Origin of the sequence: Micromonospora sp. SL1-18 (assembly GCF_047921505.1) — a bacterium.
Classification (GTDB): domain Bacteria; phylum Actinomycetota; class Actinomycetes; order Mycobacteriales; family Micromonosporaceae; genus Micromonospora.
Genome location: NZ_JBLROA010000009.1, coordinates 111,766 through 133,889, shown reverse-complemented (window position 1 = coordinate 133,889; position 22,124 = coordinate 111,766). Strand labels below are relative to the sequence as shown.

At 72.9% G+C, this 22,124-nt stretch carries 19 protein-coding genes; 12 read left to right on the top strand and 7 right to left on the bottom strand.

Annotation, left to right across the window (positions count from 1 at the left end):
* Positions 1-3 precede the first annotated feature (3 nt).
* Positions 4-1,176, top strand: coding sequence for a flavodoxin-dependent (E)-4-hydroxy-3-methylbut-2-enyl-diphosphate synthase (gene ispG, locus ACNAW0_RS06445; protein ID WP_416286785.1), 1,173 nt, complete (start codon positions 4-6; stop codon positions 1,174-1,176).
* A 58-nt stretch (positions 1,177-1,234) separates the two neighbouring features.
* On the opposite strand, the gene ACNAW0_RS06440 is transcribed toward ispG, so the two are convergent.
* A complete protein-coding gene (locus ACNAW0_RS06440) occupies positions 1,235-1,918 on the bottom strand; it encodes a winged helix-turn-helix transcriptional regulator (protein WP_416286784.1) in 684 nt (227 codons plus the stop codon).
* Between the two features lie 129 nt (positions 1,919-2,047).
* Here ACNAW0_RS06440 and ACNAW0_RS06435 point away from each other — a divergent pair, with 129 nt between their 5' ends.
* Positions 2,048-2,869, top strand: coding sequence for a class I SAM-dependent methyltransferase (locus ACNAW0_RS06435; protein WP_416286783.1), 822 nt, complete (start codon positions 2,048-2,050; stop codon positions 2,867-2,869).
* A 60-nt stretch (positions 2,870-2,929) separates the two neighbouring features.
* Here ACNAW0_RS06435 and ACNAW0_RS06430 read toward each other — a convergent pair whose 3' ends face one another.
* On the bottom strand, positions 2,930-3,523 hold the full coding sequence (locus ACNAW0_RS06430) for a PadR family transcriptional regulator (RefSeq protein WP_416286782.1): 594 nt from the start codon (positions 3,521-3,523) through the stop codon (positions 2,930-2,932).
* Between the two features lie 123 nt (positions 3,524-3,646).
* Here ACNAW0_RS06430 and ACNAW0_RS06425 point away from each other — a divergent pair, with 123 nt between their 5' ends.
* The 3 genes from ACNAW0_RS06425 to ACNAW0_RS06415 all read left to right on the top strand — a co-directional run bounded on the left by ACNAW0_RS06425 (position 3,647) and on the right by ACNAW0_RS06415 (position 9,412).
* Positions 3,647-4,873, top strand: a complete 1,227-nt coding sequence (locus ACNAW0_RS06425) for an MFS transporter (RefSeq protein WP_416286781.1) — start codon at positions 3,647-3,649, stop codon at positions 4,871-4,873.
* 89 nt (positions 4,874-4,962) lie between these two features.
* Positions 4,963-5,802 carry a GNAT family N-acetyltransferase gene (locus ACNAW0_RS06420; RefSeq protein WP_416286780.1) on the top strand — a complete coding sequence of 280 codons (840 nt, stop codon included), beginning with the start codon at positions 4,963-4,965 and terminating at the stop codon, positions 5,800-5,802.
* Between the two features lie 109 nt (positions 5,803-5,911).
* Positions 5,912-9,412 carry an ATP-binding cassette domain-containing protein gene (locus ACNAW0_RS06415; protein ID WP_416286779.1) on the top strand — a complete coding sequence of 1,167 codons (3,501 nt, stop codon included), beginning with the start codon at positions 5,912-5,914 and terminating at the stop codon, positions 9,410-9,412.
* A gap of 73 nt (positions 9,413-9,485) precedes the next feature.
* Here the strand turns inward: ACNAW0_RS06415 and ACNAW0_RS06410 are convergent, their stop codons facing one another.
* From ACNAW0_RS06410 to ACNAW0_RS06395, 4 genes are all read right to left on the bottom strand, one after another.
* Positions 9,486-10,553, bottom strand: coding sequence for an NADH:flavin oxidoreductase/NADH oxidase (locus ACNAW0_RS06410; RefSeq protein WP_416286778.1), 1,068 nt, complete (start codon positions 10,551-10,553; stop codon positions 9,486-9,488).
* A 60-nt stretch (positions 10,554-10,613) separates the two neighbouring features.
* Positions 10,614-11,894: a dicarboxylate/amino acid:cation symporter gene (locus ACNAW0_RS06405; protein ID WP_416286801.1), complete on the bottom strand. Its 1,281-nt coding sequence runs from the start codon at positions 11,892-11,894 to the stop codon at positions 10,614-10,616.
* Positions 11,895-12,161: 267 nt separating this feature from the next.
* Positions 12,162-12,779 carry a DUF998 domain-containing protein gene (locus ACNAW0_RS06400; RefSeq protein WP_416286777.1) on the bottom strand — a complete coding sequence of 206 codons (618 nt, stop codon included), beginning with the start codon at positions 12,777-12,779 and terminating at the stop codon, positions 12,162-12,164.
* On the bottom strand, positions 12,772-13,737 hold the full coding sequence (locus ACNAW0_RS06395; protein WP_416286776.1) for a glutathione S-transferase family protein: 966 nt from the start codon (positions 13,735-13,737) through the stop codon (positions 12,772-12,774). The genes ACNAW0_RS06400 and ACNAW0_RS06395 overlap by 8 nt, the downstream gene beginning before the upstream one ends.
* Before the next feature lie 105 nt (positions 13,738-13,842).
* Here ACNAW0_RS06395 and pcaF point away from each other — a divergent pair, with 105 nt between their 5' ends.
* Entirely contained in the window at positions 13,843-15,042 is a 1,200-nt protein-coding gene (pcaF, locus tag ACNAW0_RS06390; RefSeq protein ID WP_416286775.1) for a 3-oxoadipyl-CoA thiolase, read from the top strand.
* Between the two features lie 263 nt (positions 15,043-15,305).
* Here pcaF and ACNAW0_RS06385 read toward each other — a convergent pair whose 3' ends face one another.
* Positions 15,306-15,962 carry a hypothetical protein gene (locus ACNAW0_RS06385; RefSeq protein WP_416286774.1) on the bottom strand — a complete coding sequence of 219 codons (657 nt, stop codon included), beginning with the start codon at positions 15,960-15,962 and terminating at the stop codon, positions 15,306-15,308.
* Between the two features lie 84 nt (positions 15,963-16,046).
* On the opposite strand from ACNAW0_RS06385, the gene ACNAW0_RS06380 reads away from it, so the two are divergent.
* The 6 genes from ACNAW0_RS06380 (at position 16,047) to ACNAW0_RS06355 (ending at position 22,116) form a co-directional block, all read left to right on the top strand.
* On the top strand, positions 16,047-16,286 hold the full coding sequence (locus ACNAW0_RS06380) for a hypothetical protein (protein WP_416286773.1): 240 nt from the start codon (positions 16,047-16,049) through the stop codon (positions 16,284-16,286).
* Positions 16,244-17,611 carry an amino acid permease gene (locus tag ACNAW0_RS06375; protein WP_416286772.1) on the top strand — a complete coding sequence of 456 codons (1,368 nt, stop codon included), beginning with the start codon at positions 16,244-16,246 and terminating at the stop codon, positions 17,609-17,611. The genes ACNAW0_RS06380 and ACNAW0_RS06375 overlap by 43 nt, the downstream gene beginning before the upstream one ends.
* A 112-nt stretch (positions 17,612-17,723) precedes the next feature.
* On the top strand, positions 17,724-18,530 hold the full coding sequence (locus ACNAW0_RS06370) for a FadR/GntR family transcriptional regulator (RefSeq protein ID WP_416286771.1): 807 nt from the start codon (positions 17,724-17,726) through the stop codon (positions 18,528-18,530).
* 83 nt (positions 18,531-18,613) lie between these two features.
* Positions 18,614-19,978 (top strand): glutamine synthetase family protein, encoded by a 1,365-nt coding sequence (locus ACNAW0_RS06365; protein ID WP_416286770.1) that lies wholly within the window; start codon positions 18,614-18,616, stop codon positions 19,976-19,978.
* 13 nt (positions 19,979-19,991) lie between these two features.
* On the top strand, positions 19,992-21,347 hold the full coding sequence (locus tag ACNAW0_RS06360; protein ID WP_416286769.1) for an aldehyde dehydrogenase family protein: 1,356 nt from the start codon (positions 19,992-19,994) through the stop codon (positions 21,345-21,347).
* 1 nt (position 21,348) lies between these two features.
* Positions 21,349-22,116, top strand: coding sequence for a 3-oxoacyl-ACP reductase (locus ACNAW0_RS06355; protein ID WP_416286768.1), 768 nt, complete (start codon positions 21,349-21,351; stop codon positions 22,114-22,116).
* The last annotated feature ends 8 nt before the right edge of the window (positions 22,117-22,124 follow it).

The window sequence follows — 22,124 nt, the reverse complement described above, 5'->3', positions numbered from 1 at the left end:
GAAGTGACCGCTGTCAGTCTCGGTATGCCGCCCGTACCGCCGCCGCCGCTCGCCCCGCGCCGGGCCAGCCGCCAGATCATGGTCGGCTCGGTGCCGGTCGGTGGGGGCGCGCCGGTCTCGGTGCAGTCCATGACCACCACGCTGACCGCCGACGTCAACGCGACGCTGCAGCAGATCGCCGAGCTCACCGCGTCCGGCTGCCAGATCGTCCGGGTCGCCGTGCCGTCCCAGGACGACGTGGAGGCGCTGCCGGCGATCGCGAAGAAGTCGCAGATCCCGGTGATCGCCGACATCCACTTCCAGCCGAAGTACGTCTTCGCCGCGATCGACGCCGGCTGCGCGGCGGTCCGGGTGAACCCGGGCAACATCCGGCAGTTCGACGACAAGGTCAAGGAGATCGCCAAGGCCGCCGGTGACGCCGGGGTGCCGGTCCGGATCGGCGTCAACGCCGGGTCGCTGGACAAGCGGCTCCTGGCCAAGTACGGCAAGGCCACCGCCGAGGCGCTGGTCGAGTCGGCGCTGTGGGAGTGCTCGCTGTTCGAGGAGCACGGCTTCCGGGACATCAAGATCTCGGTCAAGCACAACGACCCGGTGGTGATGATCCGGGCGTACCGGCAGCTCGCCGAGAAGTGCGACTACCCGCTGCACCTGGGCGTGACCGAGGCCGGTCCGGCCTTCCAGGGCACCATCAAGTCGGCGGTGGCGTTCGGCGCGCTGCTGGCCGAGGGCATCGGCGACACCATCCGGGTCTCGCTGTCCGCCCCGCCGGTCGAGGAGATCAAGGTGGGCGCCGCGATCCTGGAGTCGCTGGGCCTTCGCGAGCGGGGCCTGGAGATCGTCTCCTGCCCGTCCTGCGGCCGGGCCCAGGTCGACGTCTACAAGCTGGCCGAGGAGGTCACCGCCGGCCTGGAGGGGCTGCCGGTGCCGCTGCGCGTCGCGGTCATGGGCTGCGTGGTGAACGGCCCGGGCGAGGCCCGCGAGGCGGATCTGGGCGTCGCCTCCGGCAACGGCAAGGGCCAGATCTTCGTCAAGGGCCAGGTCATCAAGACCGTGCCCGAGGGGCAGATCGTGGAGACGCTGATCGAAGAGGCGCTGCGCCTCGCCGACGAGATGGGTGCCGAGATCCCCGAGGAGCTGCGCGACCTGGTGCCGGGTGCCACGGTAACCGTGCACTGACCACCGAATCGCCGACGACGTGCGGCCGTCCCCGCCGGGGGCGGCCGCACGCGTCGTCTCAGGCCCGCACCGGCCGGGGGACGGCGGCGAACTCGGAGAGGGTGAACCACCGGGGCAGGGCTCGGCGGAGCGCCTCCGGCCCGGCCACCTCCACCGCGCCGCTGCGGAGCGCCTCAGGCCAGCCCAGGTCGCCCAGCCAGACCTGCACCAGGGCACGCAGGCTCGCGGTCACCGTCACGGACACCTCGTGCCCCGGGTCCACGTCGCAGACGTCGGCCTCCCCGGTGGCGATGACCAGCCACCAGGCCCGCAGGTCCGCGGGCACGTCCCAGAAGCGGAAGTGCACGACGGTACGCCCCGCCGGGACGGCGCTGTGGTCGACGTGCCGGTGCATGTCCCACAGCAGCAGCTTCGGGTCCAGGTCGGCGTCACCCAGCTCACCGATCCAGCGGACGCCCCACGCGCCGAGTGCCTCCAGCACCGGCCGCAGCTCCCGCCCCGCCTGGGTCGGGACGTACCGCACGTCGGCGCCCTCGCCGTGCCGCTCCACAACGCCGGCCCGGACGAGCTGGTGCAGCCGCCGGGACAGCAGGGTGGGCGACATCCGGGGCAGGCCCCGGCGCAGCTCGTTGAACCGCTCGGACCCGCTCACCAGTTCCCGGACGACGAGCAGCGTCCAACGCTCGTCGAGCAGCTCCATGGCCTTCGCGACGGGGCAGAACTGGTGGTAGGAGGCCCCCATGGCGCGGACGGTACGCCGGACCCATCGGCCGGACCAGGCTCCTGTCGGGACCGATACAGATCTCGTACTAGGTCGCCGGCTTCCCGCTGCCTACCGTCCGTTTCATCAGGACGAGGCAGAGGAGTAGTCATGATCGAATCGGCGGAGCGGGACCGGGCCGTGAAGGCCGGGCACCGGCAGATGTGGGCGCTCGGCAGCTACGCCGCAGTCGCCGCGGAGGTCATCCCGGAGCTGGGGGCGACCCTGGCCGAAGCGGCCGGCGTCGGCCCCGGCGACCGGGTGTTGGACGTGGCCGCGGGCACCGGCAACGCGGCCATCCCGGCGGCCCTGACTGGGGCGAGCGTGGTGGCCAGCGACCTGACCCCGGAGCTGCTGGAGATCGGGCGGGCGCTCGCCGCGGAGCGCGGCGCCCAGCTGGAGTGGCGACAGGCAGACGCCGAGGCGCTCCCGTACGCGGACGGCGAGTTCGACCGCGTCCTGTCCTGCGTGGGCGTGATGTTCGCGCCCCGGCACCAGGCCGGCGCCGACGAGCTGGTCCGGGTCTGCCGGCCGGGTGGCACGATCGGCCTGGTCAACTGGACGCCCGAGGGGTTCATCGGGCAGATGTTCGCCACCATGAAGCCGTACGCCCCACCGCCACCGCCGGGCGCGCAACCCCCGCCGCTGTGGGGGCGTGAGGACCACGTCCGTGCGCTGCTCGGGGACCGGGTCACCGACGTCATCACCCGCCGGCAGGCGGTCACGGTGGACCGGTTCGCCAGCCCGGAGGCGTTCCGCGACTTCTTCAAGGCCCACTATGGACCGACGATCGCGGTGTACCGGGCGATCGCCGCTGACCCGGAGCGGGTCGCCGCCCTGGATCACGACCTGACGGACCTGGCGCGGCGGCACCTCGAGGCCGGGGTGATGCGCTGGGAGTACCTGCTGTTCACCGCGCGCCGGGCCGCCTGAACGCGCGCCGGCCGGGGTGACGGTAAAGTTGCCACCCCGGCCGGCGGACGTGTACCGGGCTCACTCGGATTCGGCGAGGATGGCGTAGAGCTTGCGGCGGGTCTCGTCGAGCACCTGGGCGGCGCGTTCCCGCTGGTCGTCCGTGCCGGTCGTCATTACCTGCCGCAGCGCGTGCATTGCCTGCGCGCCCGCGTCGCGAATGTCGTGCCAGCTGTTCACGGTCGTCTCGGCGAACTCCGCCCACGGCGGGTTCTGCGCCGCCGCGGCCGCCTCGTCGCGCCCCTGCTCGGTGAGGGCGAACCGCTTCCGTCCGCCGTCGGAGTCCGCGGCGGCGGCGATGACGCCCTCGTCCTCCAGCAGTTGCAGCGTCGGGTAGATCGACCCGGGGCTGGGCCGCCAGGCCCCACCGGTGCGGGAGTCGATCTCCTGGATCATCTCGTAGCCGTGCATCGGCCGCTCGGTGAGCAGGGCCAGCACCGCGCCGCGCACGCCTGCCCGGCGTCCGCGCCCGCGGCCCCGCCCTCCTCGGCCGCGCCCGTGGCCGTGGCCGTGCGGGCCGGGCGGGAACGGCGGCGGGCCGGGCGGTACGGGCGGAAAGCCGAAGCCGCGCATCCGCCGCTCGTGCATCTCGTGCAGTCGTCGATGGAATCCCATCGGGTTCTCCTTCGGTCGGTCTATCAATGATGCATCAACGATATATCGGAAATGCATCGCCGACAACACGCTCGGACGTCTCCGGCCTGCAAACCGTACGTACGTCTCGCTAGGATGGGCGGCGTGCGACTGCTTCCCGAACCGGGCCCGGCCCGGACTCTCGCCCTGTCCACGCTGGTCAACACCGTCGGCCGGGGCACATGGCTGACCGTCAGCGCGCTCTTCCTGACCCGGTCGGTGGGGCTGAGCGTGACGCAGGTCGGCGTCGGCCTCACCGTCACCGCGTTGGTCAGCCTCGTGGCCAGCACCCCGATGGGCTACCTCGCCGACCGGTACGGTCCGCGCGGGATGCAGCTCGCCGCGCTGCTCGCCTCCGCCGCGTTCACCGCCGCCCTGGTGGCCGTCCGATCGTTCCCGGCGTTTCTCGCCGTCGGCGTGCTGATGGCCGTCGCCGACGCGGTCGGCCGGGGCGCCCGAGGCGCCCTGATCGCCGGGGCGGTCCCGCCCGAACAGCGGGTCCGGACCCGGGCCTGGCTGCGCGCGGTCACCAACGTGGGGATCTCCGTCGGGGCGGTGGCCGCCGGGTTCGGCATCGCCGCGGACACCCGTCCGGCGTACGTGGCGCTGATCCTGCTCGACGCGGTGACCTACCTGGGCGCGGCGGCGATCCTGCTCCGGCTGCCCGCGCTGCCACCGGTGCCGGCGCCGGCGCACGGCCCGCGTCTGATCGCGCTGCGGGACCGCCCGTTCCTCGCCTTCACCGTGCTGGACGGGCTGATGTCCATGCACTTCGGACTGATCAACATCGCTTTGCCGCTCTGGATCGCCGGCCACACCGCCGCGCCGCGCTGGCTCGTCTCGGCTTGCCTGCTGGTCAACACGGTGATGGTCGTGCTCTTCCAGGTCCGGGCCTGGCGGGGCACCGAGGAACTGATCGGCGCGGCCCGGGCCGCCCGGCGGGCCGGCGCGGTGATCGGGGTCGCCTGCCTGCTCTTCGCGGCCAGCGGCGGGGTGCCCGCCCCGGTCGCCGTCGCGCTGCTGCTGGCCGGGGCGCTGGTGCACGTGGTCGGGGAACTGTGGCACGCGGCGGCCGGCTGGGGCATCTCGTTCGGTCTCGCCCCCACGCACGCCCGGGGGCAGTACCAGGGCGCGTACGGGATGGGCATGCAGCTCGGCTCGATGGTGGCGCCGGTGGTGGTGACCACCCTGGCGGTCGGCTGGGGCGTACCGGGCTGGTTGCTGCTCGGTGTCCTGTTCCTCCTGCTCGGTGCGCTGGTGCCGCCGGTGGTGGCCTGGGCGGCACGGACCCGGCCGGCCGCTGCGACCGCCGAGCCGGTCCCGGTCGGCTGAGTCGCCGCTCGGCAACGCGATCCGCGAACCCGGCCGGGCTCCCCAGGTCGGCCCGCGCGCCCGGGGGTGCATCTGGCAGGCTGGTAGTCGTGCTCACCGTGCCGGTACGCCAACTTGGGGAGTCGGAGCGCCGCGCGGTCGAACGGCTGCTCGACCTCGACCCGTTCGGCGGTGCGCAGGTCGCGGAGCGGGTGGCCGCCCGCGGGCTGGCCTGGTGGCGGGCCGAGGGGCGGATCCTGGGCTACGGCGCGCGGCGCAACCTGGAGTCGATCTGCTGGCTGGGCGGCAACCTGACTCCGGTGCTCGCCTCGGAGCCGGCGGTGGCCGCCTTCGCCGACCTGTTGAGCACCGAGGAGCGGCTCTGCTCCTCGATCGTCGGGCGGGCCGACGCGGTACTCGGGCTCTGGGACCGCCTTTCCGCCTACTGGGGGCCGGCCCGGGACGTACGCCCCAACCAGCCGCTGCTGGCCGCGGACGCCCTGCCCGGCGTGGCGGCCGACCCGGAGGTACGGCGGGTGCGCGGCGGGGAGGTCGACCGGCTCTTCCCGGCGGCGGTGGCGATGTACACCGAGGAGGTCGGGGTCTCGCCGCTGGCCGAGGACGGCGGGCGCGGCTACCGGCGTCGGGTGGCCGACCTGGTCCGCGCGGGCCGGGCCTACGCCCGGTTCGCGGACGGCAAGGTGATCTTCAAGGCCGAGTTGGCCGTGGTGACCAGGCGGACCGCCCAGGTGCAGGGGGTCTGGGTGGCGCCGGAGTGGCGGGGGCGGGGGATGGCCGCCGCGGCGATGGCGGCGGTGGTGCGCGATGCCCTGATCCGGGTCGCCCCGACGGTCAGTCTCTACGTCAACGACTTCAACCTGCCCGCCCGGCGGGTCTACGAGCGCTGCGGCTTCCGCCCGGTCGGCACGCTCGCCACCGTCCTCTTCTGAAGGAGGGGCACCGGGGCGTGAACCGCGCATAAATGGTTTGAGCCATCACGGCCGGACCGGAAGGCTGGAGGCACCGCCCCCATGCCGACCCGAGTCCGGAGGACCGTCCATGCGCCTGCTCCGAGATCTCTGGGCCACCGCACCACGTCGGATGGCGGTCGTCCTCCTCCTCATCGTGCTCGGCGCCGGCGGCCAGGCGGCCGCTTCGGCGCTGGCCGGTCCGGTGCTGGTGCACCGGTCGGGCGGCTGGTTCACCGCCCTGGCCGTGGCACTGGTCGCGCTCGTGGTCAGCGACCTGCTCATCGGGCTGCTGATGGCCGGCCTCACCGCCGACTGGTCCGCCGACGTACGCCGCCGGCTGTGTCGGGTGGCGCTCGGCCAGGACCTGCCCACCCTGGAGACCACCCCGGTCGGCGAGCTGCTCGACCGGATCGACAACGACGTCTACCAGGTCGCCGCCGAGATGCGGAACACCGGCGTACGCCTGGTCCAGGGGCTCGCCGTCTGCCTGCTCGCCACGGTCAGCGCGCTGTTCGTCTGGTGGCCGGCGGGCGTCGGGATGATCGTGCTGACCGCCCTGCTCGGCGTGGTGCTGCGCCGCCCCACCAGCCGGATCGCCCCGGCCCGGATGGCCGAGGAGGAGGCCTGGTCCGACCTGGCCGCCGTGATGGAGGAGGCGGTGCACGGCCAGGACGACGTGCGCACCAGCCTGGCCCGGCCGTACGTGCTGCGGCTGTACGCGCGCCGGGCCGCCGAGGTGATCGCCCGGGGCGGCCGGGTGTTCCGGATGTCCGCCCGGGTCACCGCCCTCGCCGCCGGTGGCATCCGGGTCGGCATCGCGGCCGTGGTCCTCGCCGGGGCGTGGGCGCTCGCGACCGGCCGGGTGGACGGGGCCCGGCTCACCGCGATCTGGCTGCTCGCCCTCGCCTTCGGCGCGACCGTCGAGCACATCGCCCGCTGGGTGCCGCACCTGCAGTACGCGCTCGGCGCCTGGGCCCGGGTCCAACTGCTCTCCGCCGCCGGGCAGGAACCGGCCGGCGGCGCCGCCCCGATCGACGGGGACCTCACCGTCCGCGGGCTCACCTTCCGCTACCCCGCCGCCGGGGACGACCGCGGGCCGGCGCTGCGCGACGTCCGGCTCACCTTCGCCCGGGGCCGGTCGTACGCCCTGGTCGGGCGGACCGGGTCGGGCAAGTCGACGCTGGCCAAGGTGCTCACCCGGGCCGTCGACGTGCCGCGCGGCACGGTCTTCCTCGGCGACACCGACCTGGTCGACCTGGATGTCGAGGCGCTGCGCCGGTGGATCGCGGTGGTGCCCCAGCGTACCGAGATCCTTGCCGGCACCCTGGCCGAGAACGTCGCCCTCTTCGACCCTGCCCTGCTCGACGACGCCACCCGGGCGTTGGAGGAACTGGGCCTGGCCGGCTGGATCGCCGAGCTGCCCGACGGGGTGCACACGAAGCTGGGCGAGGGCGGGCAGGCGCTCTCCGCCGGGCAGGAACAGCTCGTGGCGTTCGCCCGGATCCTGGTCCGGGACCCGCACGTGGTGATCCTCGACGAGGCCACCGCCCGGCTCGACCCGGTGACCGAGGCCCGGGTACGCCAGGCCACCGAACGACTGCTCGCCGACCGGATCGGCATCGTCATCGCGCACCGGCTCTCCTCGGTGCGCCGCTGCGACGAGGTCGTGGTGATGGCCGACGGGGCGGTGCTGGACGCCGGCCCGCTGCGCGAGTCGGCCCGCTTCGCCGAACTGCTCGCCACCAGCCACGCCAGCGCATACGCCGGCGCCGGCGGCCGGGGCGGCGGGGTGGAGCTGCTGGACGGGCCGGGCGGCGACGAGTGGCCCGACGAGCCGGCCGAACCGGCCGCGCCGGTCGCCGTCCCGCGCCAGGTCGCCGTGTCGCGGGCCGACCCGCCGCCGGTGCCCGCCACGCCGCCCGCGCGGACCCTGCGGGAGATCCTCCGGCTGGGCACCAACGACCCCCGGTACGGCCTGTTCTCCGTCGGGATGTTCATCGTGATGACGCTGCTCGGGCTGGACGGCGCGGTGCTGCCCTGGCTCTGGGCCGCGGTGATCGGCGGGGGCGACCCGTGGCTGCCGGCGCTCGGCATCGTCGCCGCGTTGCTGGTCGTGCTGCCGCTGCCGTACCTGACCAACCTCTGGTTCCCCCAGTGGTGGATCCGGCAGATGCTGCGGATCAGCCTGCGCCTGGTGCACGGGCAGACCGGGGCCCGCCGGGTCAGCAAGCACACCCCCGCCGAGGTGGTGGCCCAGGGCGGTGACACCGAACGGGTGGTGCAGCTCGCCGACAACCTGATGGACCAGTTCATCTCGCTGGCCATCATGATCACCATGACCCTGGTGACCGGCAGCTTCGTACCCGCGCTGTTCTTCCTCGGCACCATGGTGGTCTCCGGGCTGGCGGCCACGCTGTTCGCGCCCCGCCTGGAACGCACCGCCCGCGGCACGGTGAAGGCCCGGGCCGCCTTCGCCACCGCGCTGGTCTCCTCGCTCTCCGCCGCCCGTACGGTGAAGCTCGCCGGTGCCACCCGGCCGGTGCTGGACCACCTCGCGGCACTGGACACCGTCCGCAGCGACCGGCAGCGGCGGGAGATCGCCATGCAGGTGTGGGCGCGGTCCACCCCGTCGATGGCCAGCGGTCTGCTGCCGATCGGGGTGTGGGCGCTCTACCTCGCCGGCGGGCTCTCCGCCGGGGCCACCCTGGTTGCGGTCTCCACGCTCGGTGCGGCCCGCTGGTTCGCCTGGACCACCGCGGCCCTGGTCTCGCACTACCCGTCGGCGCGGGTGTGGACCCGGCGGACCGCGGCGATGACCGGGATCGCCACCTATTCGGCGGAGGTGCCGGGGGTGGACCTGGCCGCGGGGACCGCCCCGGCGCCGGAGCCGCCACCCCGGCACCCACTACGCCGGCTGGAGCTGGCCGGCTTCGGCGCGCTGCACTCCGACGGCATCCAAGCCGTACGCGATGTCGACCTGGTTGTCGAGCGTGGGCAGTTGGTGCTGATGGTCGGGCCGGTCGGCTCGGGCAAGTCATCGCTGCTGCGGGCGCTCGCCGGAATCGTCCACCACACCGGCATGCTGCGCTGGAACGGTGAGCCGGTCACCGAGCCGGAGTTGTTCCTGCGCCCCAACCAGGTCGGGTACGTGGGGCAGCTGCCCCGGGTGCTCTCCGGCACGGTGGCCGACAACATCGCGCTCGGGCACCAGGTGGACGCCGCCGGCGCGGTGTCGACCGCCCAGCTCGACCACGATCTGGCCGCCGCGGGAGGCGGACTCGGGCTGCTCATCGGGCACAAGGGCACCCGGCTCTCCGGCGGGCAGCTTCAGCGGCTGGCGCTGGCCCGGGCGCTGGCGCCGCGTACCGAGCTGCTGGTCGCCGACGACGTGTCGTCCGCGCTGGACGTCACCACCGAGCTGGCGCTCTGGGCGGCGCTGCGCGAGCACGGGTTGACGGTGGTCGGGTCGACCTCCAAGCGGGCCGCGCTGGTCCGGGCGGACCACGTGGTGGTGCTGGTCGACGGGGCGGTGGCCGCGCAGGGGCCGTGGCGTGACCTGGAGGCCGGCTGGGGCCACCTGGCCGGCTGATCGACACCGGCTGCGCAATGTGGCGGTATCCCCGGAGTAGGGATACCGCCACATTGCCGAAATGGAGCTGGGGTCAGACGGCGCGGGCGTACTGGTTGGGCCAGTGGGACTCGGCGCCGAGCTTGGCGGCGGCGCGGCGTGCCCAGTACGGGTCGCGCAGCAGTTCGCGACCGAGGAGCACCAGGTCGGCCTCGCCGCCGGCGACGATCTGCTCGGCGTGCTCCGGCTCGACGATCAGGCCGACCGCGCCGGTCGGCACGCCCGCGTCGCGGCGGATCCGCGCCGCCAGCGGCACCTGGTAGCCGGGGCCGACCGGGATGCTCGCCGCGGCCGACGCGCCGCCGGAGGAGGCGTCCACCAGGTCGACGCCGGCGGCGGCCAGCTCGCCGGCGAGCACCACGCTGTCCTCGACGGTCCAGCCGCCGTGCACCCAGTCGGTGGCGGAGATCCGGGTGAGCACCGGCACGGACTCGCCGACGGCGGCGCGGACCGCCCGGGCCACCTCCAGGGTGAGCCGCATCCGGCCGGCCCGGTCGCCGCCGTAGGCGTCGGTGCGGTGGTTGGTCAGCGGGGAGAGGAACTCGTGCAGCAGGTAGCCGTGCGCGGCGTGGATCTCGACCGCCTGGAAACCGGCGTCGATCGCGCGTCCGGCGGCGACGGCGAACGCCTCGACCACCCCGGCGACCCCGGCCTCGTCGAGTGCGGTCGGCCGCCGGTAGTCGGGCAGGAACGCCTCGCTGCCCGGGCCGACCGGCGTCCAGCCGCCGTCGGCGTCCGGCACGCCGCCCCGGTGCGCGGCCCACGGCCGGTACGTCGAGGCCTTGAAGCCGGCGTGCGCCAGCTGCATGGCCGGCACCGCTCCCTGCGCGGCGACGAGCGCGGTGATGGGCCGCCACGCGTCGACGTGCGCGCCGGACCAGAGGCCGGTGTCCTGGGGACTGATCCGTCCCTCTGGGACCACCGCGGTGGCCTCGGTGATGATCAGCCCGACGCCGCCGACCGCGCGGGAGCCGAGGTGGATGCGGTGCCAGTCGGTGGGCAGGCCGTCCGGGCCGGCGCTGTACTGGCACATCGGTGCCATGGCGACCCGGTTGGGCAGGGTGACGCCGCGCAGGGCGAGAGGGGTGAACAGGGCACTCATGTCGTCATCCTTCAACAGAAGGCAGGGGAGAGGGCCGAAGCCCTCCCCCAGCGCCGAGGCTCAGGCGGGAACCGGAGCGAGGCGGTCGGCCTCGTCCGCGTCGATCAGGTCGCGCGTGCCGGCCGCGTCGTACTTCGCCCGGTCGAGGGTGCCCTCGCGGGCGGCCACGATGGTCGGCACGAGCGCCTGGCCGGCCACGTTGGTGGCGGTGCGGATCATGTCCAGGATCGGGTCGATCGCCAGCAGCAGGCCGGCGCCGGCCAGCGGCAGGCCCAGCGTGCTCAGGGTCAGGGTGAGCATGACGATCGCGCCGGTCAGGCCGGCCGTGGCGGCCGAGCCGACCACCGAGACGAAGGCGATCAGCAGGTAGTCGGTGACGCCCAGGTGCACCCCGAAGACCTGGGCCACGAAGATCGCCGCCAGGGCCGGGTAGATGGCGGCGCAGCCGTCCATCTTCGTGGTGGCGCCGAACGGCACCGCGAAGGAGGCGTACTCGCGGGGGACGCCGAGCCGCTCGACGGAGCGCTGGGTCACCGGCATGGTGCCCACCGAGGAGCGGGAGACGAAGGCCAGCTCGATGGCAGGCCAGGCGCCGGCGAAGAAGCGCAGCGGGTTGAGCCGGCCGGCGGCCACCAGCAGCAGCGGGTAGACCACGAACAGCACGATCGCGCAGCCGACGTAGACGGCGGTGGTGAACCTGGCGAGCGGGGCCAGCAGGTCCCAGCCGTACGAGGCGACGGCGTTGCCGATCAGGCCGAGCGTGCCGATCGGGGCGAGCCGGATGACCCACCAGAGCGCCTTCTGCACGATGCTCAGCAGCGAGCGGTTGAGCGCCACGAACGGTTCGGCGGCCTCGCCGACCAGCATCGCGGCGGCGCCCACCACCAGGGCGAGGAAGACGATCTGGAGGACGTTGCCCTCCACGAACGCGCCGATCGGGTTGGTCGGGACGATGCCGGTGAGGAAGTCGATCCAGGAGCCGGTCTTCTTCGGCGCGGCGGCACCGGCCAGGTCGAGGGTGATGCCCTTGCCCGGGTCGGTGAGCAGGCCGAGGCCGATGCCGATGCTCACCGCGATCAGCGCGGTGATGCCGAACCAGAGCAGCGTCTTCAGCGCCAGCCGGGCGGCGTTGGCCACGCCGCGCAGGCTGACCACGCTGACCACGATGGCGGTGAAGACCAGCGGCGGCACGGCCAGCTTGAGGAGCTGGACGAAGAGGTGGCCGACGGTGTCGAGGGTGCTGGCCAGCCAGGCGAGATCGTTGGCGCGGGCGAGGAAGCCGAGCACCACGCCGAGTACGAGGCCGAGCAGGATCTGAAGGGAGAAGGGGAACTTGCGCAGGGCGGAAGCCATGAGGATGCGTCCAAGGTCTGGTGGAAGGGGCGAACGGGACAGCGTCAGGAGAGCGGCTGCGCCGGACAGATGCCGCTGGCCTGCCGTCGAAGGTCGACGTACAGGCGCACGGTGAGGTGCCAGACATTGGTCATCGCGGGCTGACGCTACTCCCGGGAGGCTCACAGCGAAAGCATCGGCAGCCGTGACGCTCCTTACAGGCGTGGTTAACAGGGGGCCCCTGCTATGCGGAAGGCGTTAACAAGGGGCCCCTCCTTACCTCCGGGACAGCCCGAGGGCGGCCGCGGTGGCCAGGCCCCACACGACGGCGACGAGCAGCAGCAGGCGCTCCAGCACCCCCACCGTCTCGCTGCGCCCCACTGCCAGCATGGCCAGCGCGATCGCCGCGGCGATCGGCAGGGACAGCGCTGCGCCGACCCGCGCGATCCGGCGCAGGTGGCGGCCCGCCGCCGGGGAGAGAGCCAGGACCAGCATCGCGAAGACCACTACGGCGGTGGCCACCACGCTCGCGCCGCCGTGCACCAGGTCGGCCACGGTGGTGGCCTCGAACGGCGGCAGCGGGCAGCCGGCCGTGCACGTCACCGCGCCGGAGAGCACCGTGCAGGCCCCGCCGGCGGCGAGCAGCGCGGCCGCCATCCGCAGTGCCGGGGGCAGCGCCGCCGCGAGCAGCAGCAGCGCCGCCGCGAGGGCGAAGACCCCGATCCGGTACGCCCCGGCGTACGCGCTGTCGGTGACGCCGGCCTCGCTGACGTACCCGGTCAGGCCCGGACCGGGACCGGCGACCACGGCGACCGTCACCGCGACCGTGCCGGCCACGACGCAGCCGGCGGCGGCCGACGCGGCGGCGGCCCGGGCGACCCCCGGCTCAGCCACGCCCGTGCGGCGTGGTCCAGCCGTGCAGATCCGGACCGAGCGGCACGATCCGGGTCGGATTGATCATCTCGTGGGTGGCGTAGTAGTGGCGCTTGATGTGGTCGAAGTCCACCGTCTCGCCGAAGCCGGGAGTCTGGAACAGGTCCCGGGCGTACGCCCAGAGCACCGGCATCTCGGTGAGCTTCTGCCGGTTGCACTTGAAGTGCCCGTGATACGCCACGTCGAAGCGGACCAGCGTGGTGAACAGCCGTACGTCCGCCTCGGTGATCTGGTCACCCATCAGGTAGCGCCGCCCGGCCAGTCGCTCTGACAGCGCGTCCAGCCGGGCGAACAGCGCCGTGTACGCCTCGTCGTACGCCTGTTGCGAGGCGGCGAAGCCGCACCGGTAGACCCCGTTGTTGACGTCCCGGTGGATCTCCGCCATCAGCGCGTCCATCTCCGGGCGCAGCTCGACCGGGTAGAGATCCGGCGCGCCCGGCTTGTGGAACCGCCGCCACTCCGTGATCAGGTCCAGGGTGAGCTGCGGATAGTCGTTGGTAACGACCTTGCCGGTCCGGGTGTCGACCAGGGCCGGCACGGTGACCCGGCCGGTGTAGTCCGGGTCGGTCGCGAGGTAGGCGTCGGAGAGGAAGCCGATGCCGAGCATCGGGTCGAAGCCGTCCTGGTCGAGGGTGAACCGCCAGCCCCGCTCGTCCCGGATCGGGTCGACCGTGCCGAGCGAGATCACGTCCTCCAGGCCGAGCAGGCTGCGCACGATCCGGGCCCGGTGCGCCCACGGGCAGGCCCGGCACCAGATCAGCCGGTACCGGCCGGCCTCCAGCGGCCAGCGCCCCTGGTCGTCGGGGCCACCGCCGGACGGTGAGGTGGAGTGCGGGGTGACCCGGTCGGTGAACCGGTTGGGCTGGCGGACGAAGGCGCCGCCGCCGGAGGTCTCTGCGCTGAACTGGGCCCGGGCCATGCCGTCAACCTATCCGTTCCGGGCACGGATATCCTGGCGCCGGGCGTCCCCGTGACCCGGTGGCCGCCACCGCCAGCCCCTTCCACCCCCGAAGGACGCAGCACGATGACCGTGGCATACCTCGTGGCCGGAGTCCGCACCCCGATCGGCCGGTACGCCGGCGCCCTCGCCGGGGTACGCCCCGACGACCTGGCCGCGCACGTGATCCGCGAGCTGGTCGCCCGCCACCCGGCGGTGGACTGGGCCCGTACCGACGACGTGATCCTCGGCTGCGCCAACCAGGCCGGCGAGGACAACCGCAACGTGGCCCGGATGGCGGCGCTGCTCGGCGGGCTGCCCGAGGAGGTGCCCGGCAGCACGGTCAACCGGCTCTGCGGCTCCGGCCTGGACGCCCTCGCCATGGCCGCCCGGTCGATCGTGACCGGGGAGGCCGACCTGGTGGTTGCCGGCGGGGTGGAGAGCATGAGCCGGGCCCCCTTCGTCATGCCGAAGGCGACCACGCCGTTCTCCCGCACCGCCGAGGTGTACGACACCACCATCGGCTGGCGGCTGGTCAACCCGCTGATGAAGCGGGGCTGGGGCATCGACTCGATGCCGGAGACGGCGGAGAACGTCGCCGCCGAGTACGGCATCGACCGCGCGGCGCAGGACGAGTTCGCGTACCGCTCCCAGCAGCGCGTCGCCAAGGCGCAGGCCGACGGCCGGCTGGCCGAGGAGATCGTGCCGGTGACCGTGCCGGCCGGCCGGCGCGAGACGAAGCTGGTCGAGGTCGACGAGCACCCTCGGGAGACCTCGCTGGAGAAGCTCGCCGCGCTGCCCACCCCGTTCCGCGAGGGTGGCACGGTGACCGCCGGCAACTCGTCCGGCGTCAACGACGGCGCGGTGGCCCTCCTGGTCGCCTCCGAGGCGGCCGTCGCCCGCTACGGCCTCACCCCGCTGGCCCGGGTACGCGGCGCGGCGGCGGCCGGCGTACCGCCCCGCATCATGGGGATCGGGCCGGTCCCGGCCACCCGCAAGCTGCTCGACCGGCAGGGCCTCACCCTGGCCGACCTCGACGTGATCGAGCTGAACGAGGCGTTCGCCGCCCAGTCCGTGGCGGTGCTGCGCGAGCTGGGGCTCCCCGAGGACGCCGAGCACGTCAACCCGAACGGCGGCGCGATCGCCCTGGGCCACCCGCTCGGCGCCAGCGGCGCCCGGCTGGCGCTCACCGCCGCACTGGAGCTGCGCCGCCGGGGCGGCCGGCGGGCCCTGGCCACCATGTGCGTCGGCGTCGGGCAGGGCATCTCCCTGCTGCTGGAGGCGTAAGGAAGGGCCCCTTATTAACGCCTCCGGTAGAGAAGGGTTCCCTTCTCACACCGGTGACGGCGTGGGGTGCCCGGGAGGGTACGGCGAACCGCCGTATCAGTGAGAGAGAGGTGGGCACCCCGCGCCGTCGCGGACCGGGCGTTGCCGAGCGCCCGGCGGTGGCCCGTCGCGATCGGGCCTGGTCACAGGCTCAAGGATGCCTTTGGACGGGCCGAGGCGGCAACGCAATTAGCCGTGGGTCGAGGCGTCCTGCCGGGCATGCCCTAACCGATCGAACGCGCCTTCCCGTCGGCGTCGACCGTGATCCGCCCGTACGGACTGCCTCCACCACGGCAGGCTCCGGGCGGCGGCTCCGCCATCTTGGGATCAAGGATCAATGTCTGATCGACGATCCGGGTGCCCGTCGAATCGGTCAGGGTCACGGTCACCTCGACCGGACGCGGCGGCAGGTCGGGAACGTTGGCAAAGCCCGTCTTCCCGCCCGTGGCCTCTGCGTGAGCCATGCAGACGCCGTCGGGTCCATTCCCGGTGCAACCGTCGTCGACGGTCCGGGAACTCGGCATCAGGAAGACCGGCGGCGTCTGGCAGGACCCGTCCCAGCACACGGTCATGTCCGCCGTCTCGACCCGCTCTGCGATCGCCGCAGCGATATCGATGCTGATCCCCGTGACGGTGCCGATCAAATCACACACTCGCGTCTCTTCGGTGGTGGCGCAGCCCGCCAACGTCGTCAATATCAGCGCCCCGACCAACAACGGCCTGTTCCTCGGCAAGACGGCTCCAATCGAGACAGCACTGTGGACGCCGCACCCTAACTGCGGGCGAACGAGAAGATCCTCCAGCGCGTACTCGGGAGGACCTTTCGGAAGTTGCGTCGTGTCAATGGTCTGGTCTTGAGTGAATTTTCGGTCGATCTCCATTGACCTGGTTGAGGGTGTGGGCTCATCATCCCGTCAGGTGGTGACGCAGGTCACAGCCTTCACCCCCCTTCAAGGGAGACACCGATGAGCTCAACCATTGAGGACGGAGTACCCCCACCTTCCCAAGTCTCAGACGAGGAACGGCTCGCGCAGCTGGGATACAAGCAGGAACTGCGCCGAAAGCTGTCCGGCTTCTCCAACTTCGCGGTCTCGTTCTCCATCATCTCGATCCTGGCCGGCGCGATCACGTCGTACGGCATCGCCATGACGGCCGGCGGCCGATGGCGATCACCCTCGGCTGGCTCTTCGTCGGCGGCATGGTGATCTTCGTAGCGCTGGCCATGGCCGAGATCTGCTCGGTCTATCCCACCGCCGGGGCCCTCTACTGGTGGGCCGCCGCGCTCGCCAAGCGGAACAAGGCGGTCTGGGCCTGGTTCGTCGGCTGGTTCAACTTCCTCGGCGAGGTGGCGGTGACCGCCGCGATCGACTTCGGTGCCGCGATCACCACCTCCGCCTTCCTGAGCCTCGCCTTCGACATGGAGGTGACCGCGGGCCGCACCTTCCTGATCTTCCTGCTGATCATCGCCGCGCACGGCCTGCTCAACACCTTCGGCGTCAACCTCGTACGGCTGTTCTCGGACGTCAGCGCCTGGTGGCACCTCGCCGGCGTCGCGGTCATCGTCACCGCCCTCGCGTTCGTGCCCGACCAGCACAAACCCATCTCCGAGGTCTTCCTCGAGGTACGCAACGAGACCGGCTTCACCTTCGCCGGCGCGGCCGGGTACGCGGTGCTCATCGGACTCCTGATGGCGCAATACACCTACACCGGCTACGACGCCAGCGCCCACGTGGCGGAGGAGACCCACGACGCCGCCCGCTCCGCGCCCCGCGGCATCGTGATGTCGGTCGTGGTCTCGGTGGTCGCCGGCTTCGTGCTCCTGTTCGCCATCACCTGGTCCATCCAGGACTACGAGGCCGAGCGGATGACCGCGCTGGGCCTGCCCCCGGCGCAGATCTTCATCGACGCGGTGGGGCACGACCTCGGCACGTTCCTGCTCTTCATCTGCGTCGTCGCCCAGTTCTTCTGCGGCATGGCATCGGTCACCGCGAACTCCCGGATGGCCTACGCGTTCAGCCGGGACGGTGCGCTGCCCGGCTCCGGGATCTGGAAGCGGGTCAACGCTCGCACCGGCACGCCGACCAACTCGATCTGGCTCTGCGTCACCTGCTCCACGCTTCTCGTCCTGCCGTCGCTCTGGAACACCACCGCCTACCTGGCGGCCACGTCCATCGCGGTGATCGGCCTCTACATCGCGTACGTGGCCCCGGTCTTCCTGCGCCGGCGCACGCCGGACTTCCAAGTCGGTCCGTGGAACCTGGGTCGGTGGAGCGCGCCGGTCGGGTGGATCGCCGTCGTCTGGGTCGCGGTGATCTGCGTCCTGTTCGTGCTGCCGACCAGCAGCCCCATCACCGCCAGCACGTTCAACTACACGATCGTCGCGGTCGGCGTCGTGCTCGGCGGCGCCTGGCTCTGGTGGGTGCTCAGCGCCCGGCGCTGGTTCACCGGCCCCCGCCACAACGTGCCGGATCCGGTGATCCCCAAGCCGGCGACGGGCGCCGAGCCCGCCACGGAGCCGGCCACCGAGTAGTTTGCGCGGGTGGCGGGCGCTCCGGTGGGCGCCCGGCCACCGAGTAGGTTTCCCGGGTGGCGGGTACCCCGATGGGCGCCCGCCACCCACGGGGAGGGGGAAGGGACGGCCGATGCCGATCGATGCCGGGACTGCCGAGCCGGGCGGCGACGCCACTCGGGGGCCGAGCGGTGACGTGGCATCGAGGCCGGACGCCGTACCGGCCTTCCCGGTGTGGCGCCCGGTACGCGGCGGCAACGCCTTCGAGATCACCGTCGCCCGGCTTGTCCAGGCGATCAAGCTGGGCCTGGTCCGGGTCGGCGAGCGGCTGCCCGCGGAGCGGGAACTGGCCGAGCGGCTGCAGGTCAGCCGGGTGACCCTGCGGGAGGCGATCGCGGCGCTGCGCGACGCCGGCTACCTGGAATCCCGGCGCGGTCGAACCGGTGGGACCTTCGTCCGCTCGGCGCTGCCCGTACCCGGTGCCGGCGGCGGTCGCCCGGACGCGGGGGAGTTGGCTCGCGAGATGGGCGACCGGCTGCCCGACGCGCTCGACTTCCGGCGCGTACTGGAATCGGGTGCGGCCGGGCTGGCCGCCAACCGCAGCCTGCCGGCGGTCGAGCGGCAGGGCCTGGTCGCCGCCCTGGCCGCCTCCCGCGACCGCGATCCCGCCAACCGGCGGGTCGCGGACTCCCGGCTGCACCTGGCGATCGCGGCGGCCAGCGGCTGCCCGTCGCTGGCCGCGGCCGTCGCCGACGTGCAGTTGACCCTCGACCGGCTTCTCGCCGCGATCCCGGTGATCCCCCGAAACCTCGACCACTCTGACGCCCAGCACACCCGGATCGTCGACGCGATCCTGGCCGGCGACCCGAACGGCGCCCGGCTGGTGATGGAGGAGCACTGCGACGCCACGGCGGAGTTGCTGCGCGGCCTGCTCGGGTAGGCGCGGTCTGCTCGGGTAAGTCAGAGTCGCCCATTGACGGATTCAAAGGTTCGGTAGTAGACCTTTCCCATGGAGGCGCGCCGATGACGAAAGCCCCGCTCACGCTGGAACACCTCCGGGCCGCGGTCGCCGAGGGTGAGATCGACACGGTGGTGCTGGCCCTGACCGACATGCAGGGCCGGCTCCAGGGCAAACGGTTCCACGCCCCGTACTTCCTCGACCAGGTGGTCGAGCACGGCGGCGAGGGCTGCAACTACCTGCTCGCCTGCGACGTCGAGATGAACACCGTCGACGGGTACGCGATGACCAGCTGGGCACGCGGCTACGGCGACTTCGCGTTCAAGCCCGACCTGGACACCCTGCGCCGGACGCCGTGGCAGCCGGGCAGCGCCCTGCTTCTGGCCGACCTGGAATGGCTGGACGGCTCCGGCCCGGTGGTCGCCTCGCCCCGGCAGATCCTGCGCCGGCAGCTCGACCGGCTGGCCAGGCACGGGCTGACCGCGTACGCCGGCACCGAGCTGGAGTTCGTGCTCTACCGCGACTCGTACGAGGAGGCGTGGCGGCGCGGCTACCGCGACCTGACCCCGGCCAACCAGTACAACGTGGACTACTCGCTGCTCGGCACCGCCCGGGTGGAGCCGCTGCTGCGCCGGATCCGCACCGAGATGGCCGGAGCGGGACTGACCCCGGAGAGCGCCAAGGGCGAGTGCAACCTCGGCCAGCACGAGATCGCCTTCCGCTACGACGAGGCCCTCGCGTGCGCCGATCACCACGTCGTCTACAAGAACGGGGCGAAGGAGATCGCCGCCCAGGAGGGCATGTCGATCACCTTCATGGCCAAGCCGAACGCCCGGGAGGGCAGCTCCTGCCACATCCACTTCTCGCTGCGCGACGCCGACGGCCGTCCGCTGCTGCCCGGCGACGGGCCGGCGCACCTGAGCCTGACCGGGCAGCGGGTGCTGGCCGGGCTGCTCGCCACCATGCGCGAGTTCAGCCTCTTCTCCGCCCCGAACGTCAACTCCTACAAGCGCTACCAGCCGGGCTCGTTCGCGCCGACCGCGCTGCGCTGGGGCACCGACAACCGTACGTGCGCACTGCGGCTGGTCGGGCACGGCCCGGGTCTGCGGGTGGAGAACCGGGCACCCGGTGCCGACGTCAACCCGTACCTGGCGATCGCCGCGTTGGTGGCCGGGGCGGTGTACGGCATCGAGCGGGAGCTGGAGCTTGAGGGCGAGTGCACCGGCAACGCGTACGACGACGACACCGCCGAGCGGGTGCCCGGGACACTCCGCGACGCCCTCGCCCTCTGGGAAGGCTCCACCCTCGCCAAGGACGCCTTCGGCCCCGAGGTGGTCGCCCACTACGCCAACCACGCCCGCGTCGAGCTGACCGCCTTCGACGCCGCCGTCACCGACTGGGAGCTGACCCGTGGCTTCGAACGTCTCTGACCCCCCACTGCGCGTGACCGAGGTGCGGAACCCGGGGACGGGGGAGGTGTTGCGGGAGGTGGCCGCGACCTCGGCAGCCGAGACCGATGCGGCGATCGCGCGGGCGGGGCGGGCGTACGAGACGTGGCGGAACGTGGCGCCGGGGGAGCGGGGCCGGCTGCTGCGGCGGTTCGCGGCGGTGGTGGACGCGCACCTGGAGGCGTTGGCGCTACTGGAGGTGCGCAACGCGGGGCACACCATCGGCAACGCTCGCTGGGAGGCGGGCAACGTCCGGGACGTCCTGGACTACTACGCGGGCGCGCCGGAGCGGCTCACCGGGCGCCAGATCCCGGTGCCCGGCGGGCTGGACGTCACCTTCCACGAGCCGCTCGGCGTGGTCGGCGTGATCGTGCCGTGGAACTTCCCGATGCCCATCGCCGGCTGGGGTTTCGCCCCGGCGCTCGCCGCCGGGAACACCGTCGTGCTGAAGCCGGCCGAGCTGACCCCGCTCACCGCGCTGCGCCTGGCCGAGCTGGCCCTGCAGGCGGGCATGCCGGAGGACGTCTTCACCGTGCTGCCGGGTAAGGGCAGCGTGGTGGGGGAGCGGTTCGTCACCCACCCGGCGGTCCGCAAGCTGTGCTTCACCGGCTCCACGGAGGTCGGCACCCGGATCATGGCTGGCTGCGCCGCCCAGGTGAAGCGGGTGACCCTGGAGCTGGGCGGGAAGTCCGCCAACCTGGTCTTCGCCGACGCCGATCTTGAGAAGGCGGCGGCCACCGCGCCGTACGCGGTCTTCGACAACGCCGGCCAGGACTGCTGCGCCCGCTCCCGGATCCTGGTCCAGCGCCCGGTGTACGACCGCTTCCTGGAGCTGCTCGAACCGGCCGTGCGCGCGTTCCGGGTCGAGGACCCGGCCGCCGAGACCGCGGAGATGGGCCCGCTGATCTCCGCCGGCCACCGGGGCCGGGTCGCGGGGTACGTCGACGGGGCGAAGGTCGCCTTCACCGGCTCGTGCCCCGACGGCCCCGGCTTCTGGTACGCCCCGACGGTGCTGCTCGCAGACTCCCCGGCGGACCGGCACTGGCGCGAGGAGATCTTCGGCCCGGTGGTGTCGGTGCTCCCGTTCGACGACGAGGCGGACGCGATCCGGCTCGCCAACGACACCGAGTACGGCCTCTCCGGCTCGATCTGGACCCGGGACGTGGGCCGGGCGGTCCGGGTGGCCCGGGCGGTGGAGTCCGGCAACCTCAGCGTCAACTCGCACTCCTCGGTGCGCTACTGGACCCCGTTCGGCGGGATGAAGCGCTCCGGGCTCGGCCGGGAGCTGGGTCCGGACGCGCTGCACGCCTTCACCGACGTCAAGAACGTGTTCATCAGCACGGAGGAGTGAGATGCAGGGTCGATTGACGGACCGGGTGGCCGTGGTGACCGGGGCGGGCAGCGGGATCGGGCTGGCCACCGTACGGCGGTTCGCCGCCGAGGGGGCGCGGGTGGTCTGCGTCGACATCGACGCCGAGGCGGGCAAGCGGGCCGCCGACGAGGTGGGCGGCGAGTTCGTCGCCTGCGACGTGGCCGACGAAGCCTCGGTCCGGAGCCTTTTCGACGGGGTGGCCGAGCGGCACGGCCGGGTCGACGTCGCGTTCAACAACGCCGGCATCTCCCCGCCTGAGGACGACTCGATCCTGGACACCGGGCTGGACGCCTGGGAGCGGGTGCTGCGGGTCAACACCACCAGCGTCTACCTGTGCTGCAAGTACGCCATCCCGCACATGCGTCGGCAGGGCAAGGGCTCCATCATCAACACGGCCTCGTTCGTGGCGCTGATGGGCGCGGCGACCTCGCAGATCGCGTACACCGCGAGCAAGGGCGGGGTGCTGGCGATGACCCGGGAGCTGGGCGTGCAGTTCGCCCGGGAGGGCATCCGGGTCAACGCGCTCTGCCCCGGCCCGGTCGCCACCCCGCTGCTGCTGGAGCTGTTCGCCAAGGACCCGGAGCGGGCCGCCCGCCGCCTCGTCCACGTGCCGATGGGCCGGTTCGGCAACCCGGAGGAGATCGCCGCCGCGGTGGCCTTCCTGGCCAGCGACGACGCGTCGTTCATGACCGCCGCCCAGTTCGTGGTGGACGGCGGGATCACCGGCGCCTACGTCACGCCCCTGTGAGCGCGAGG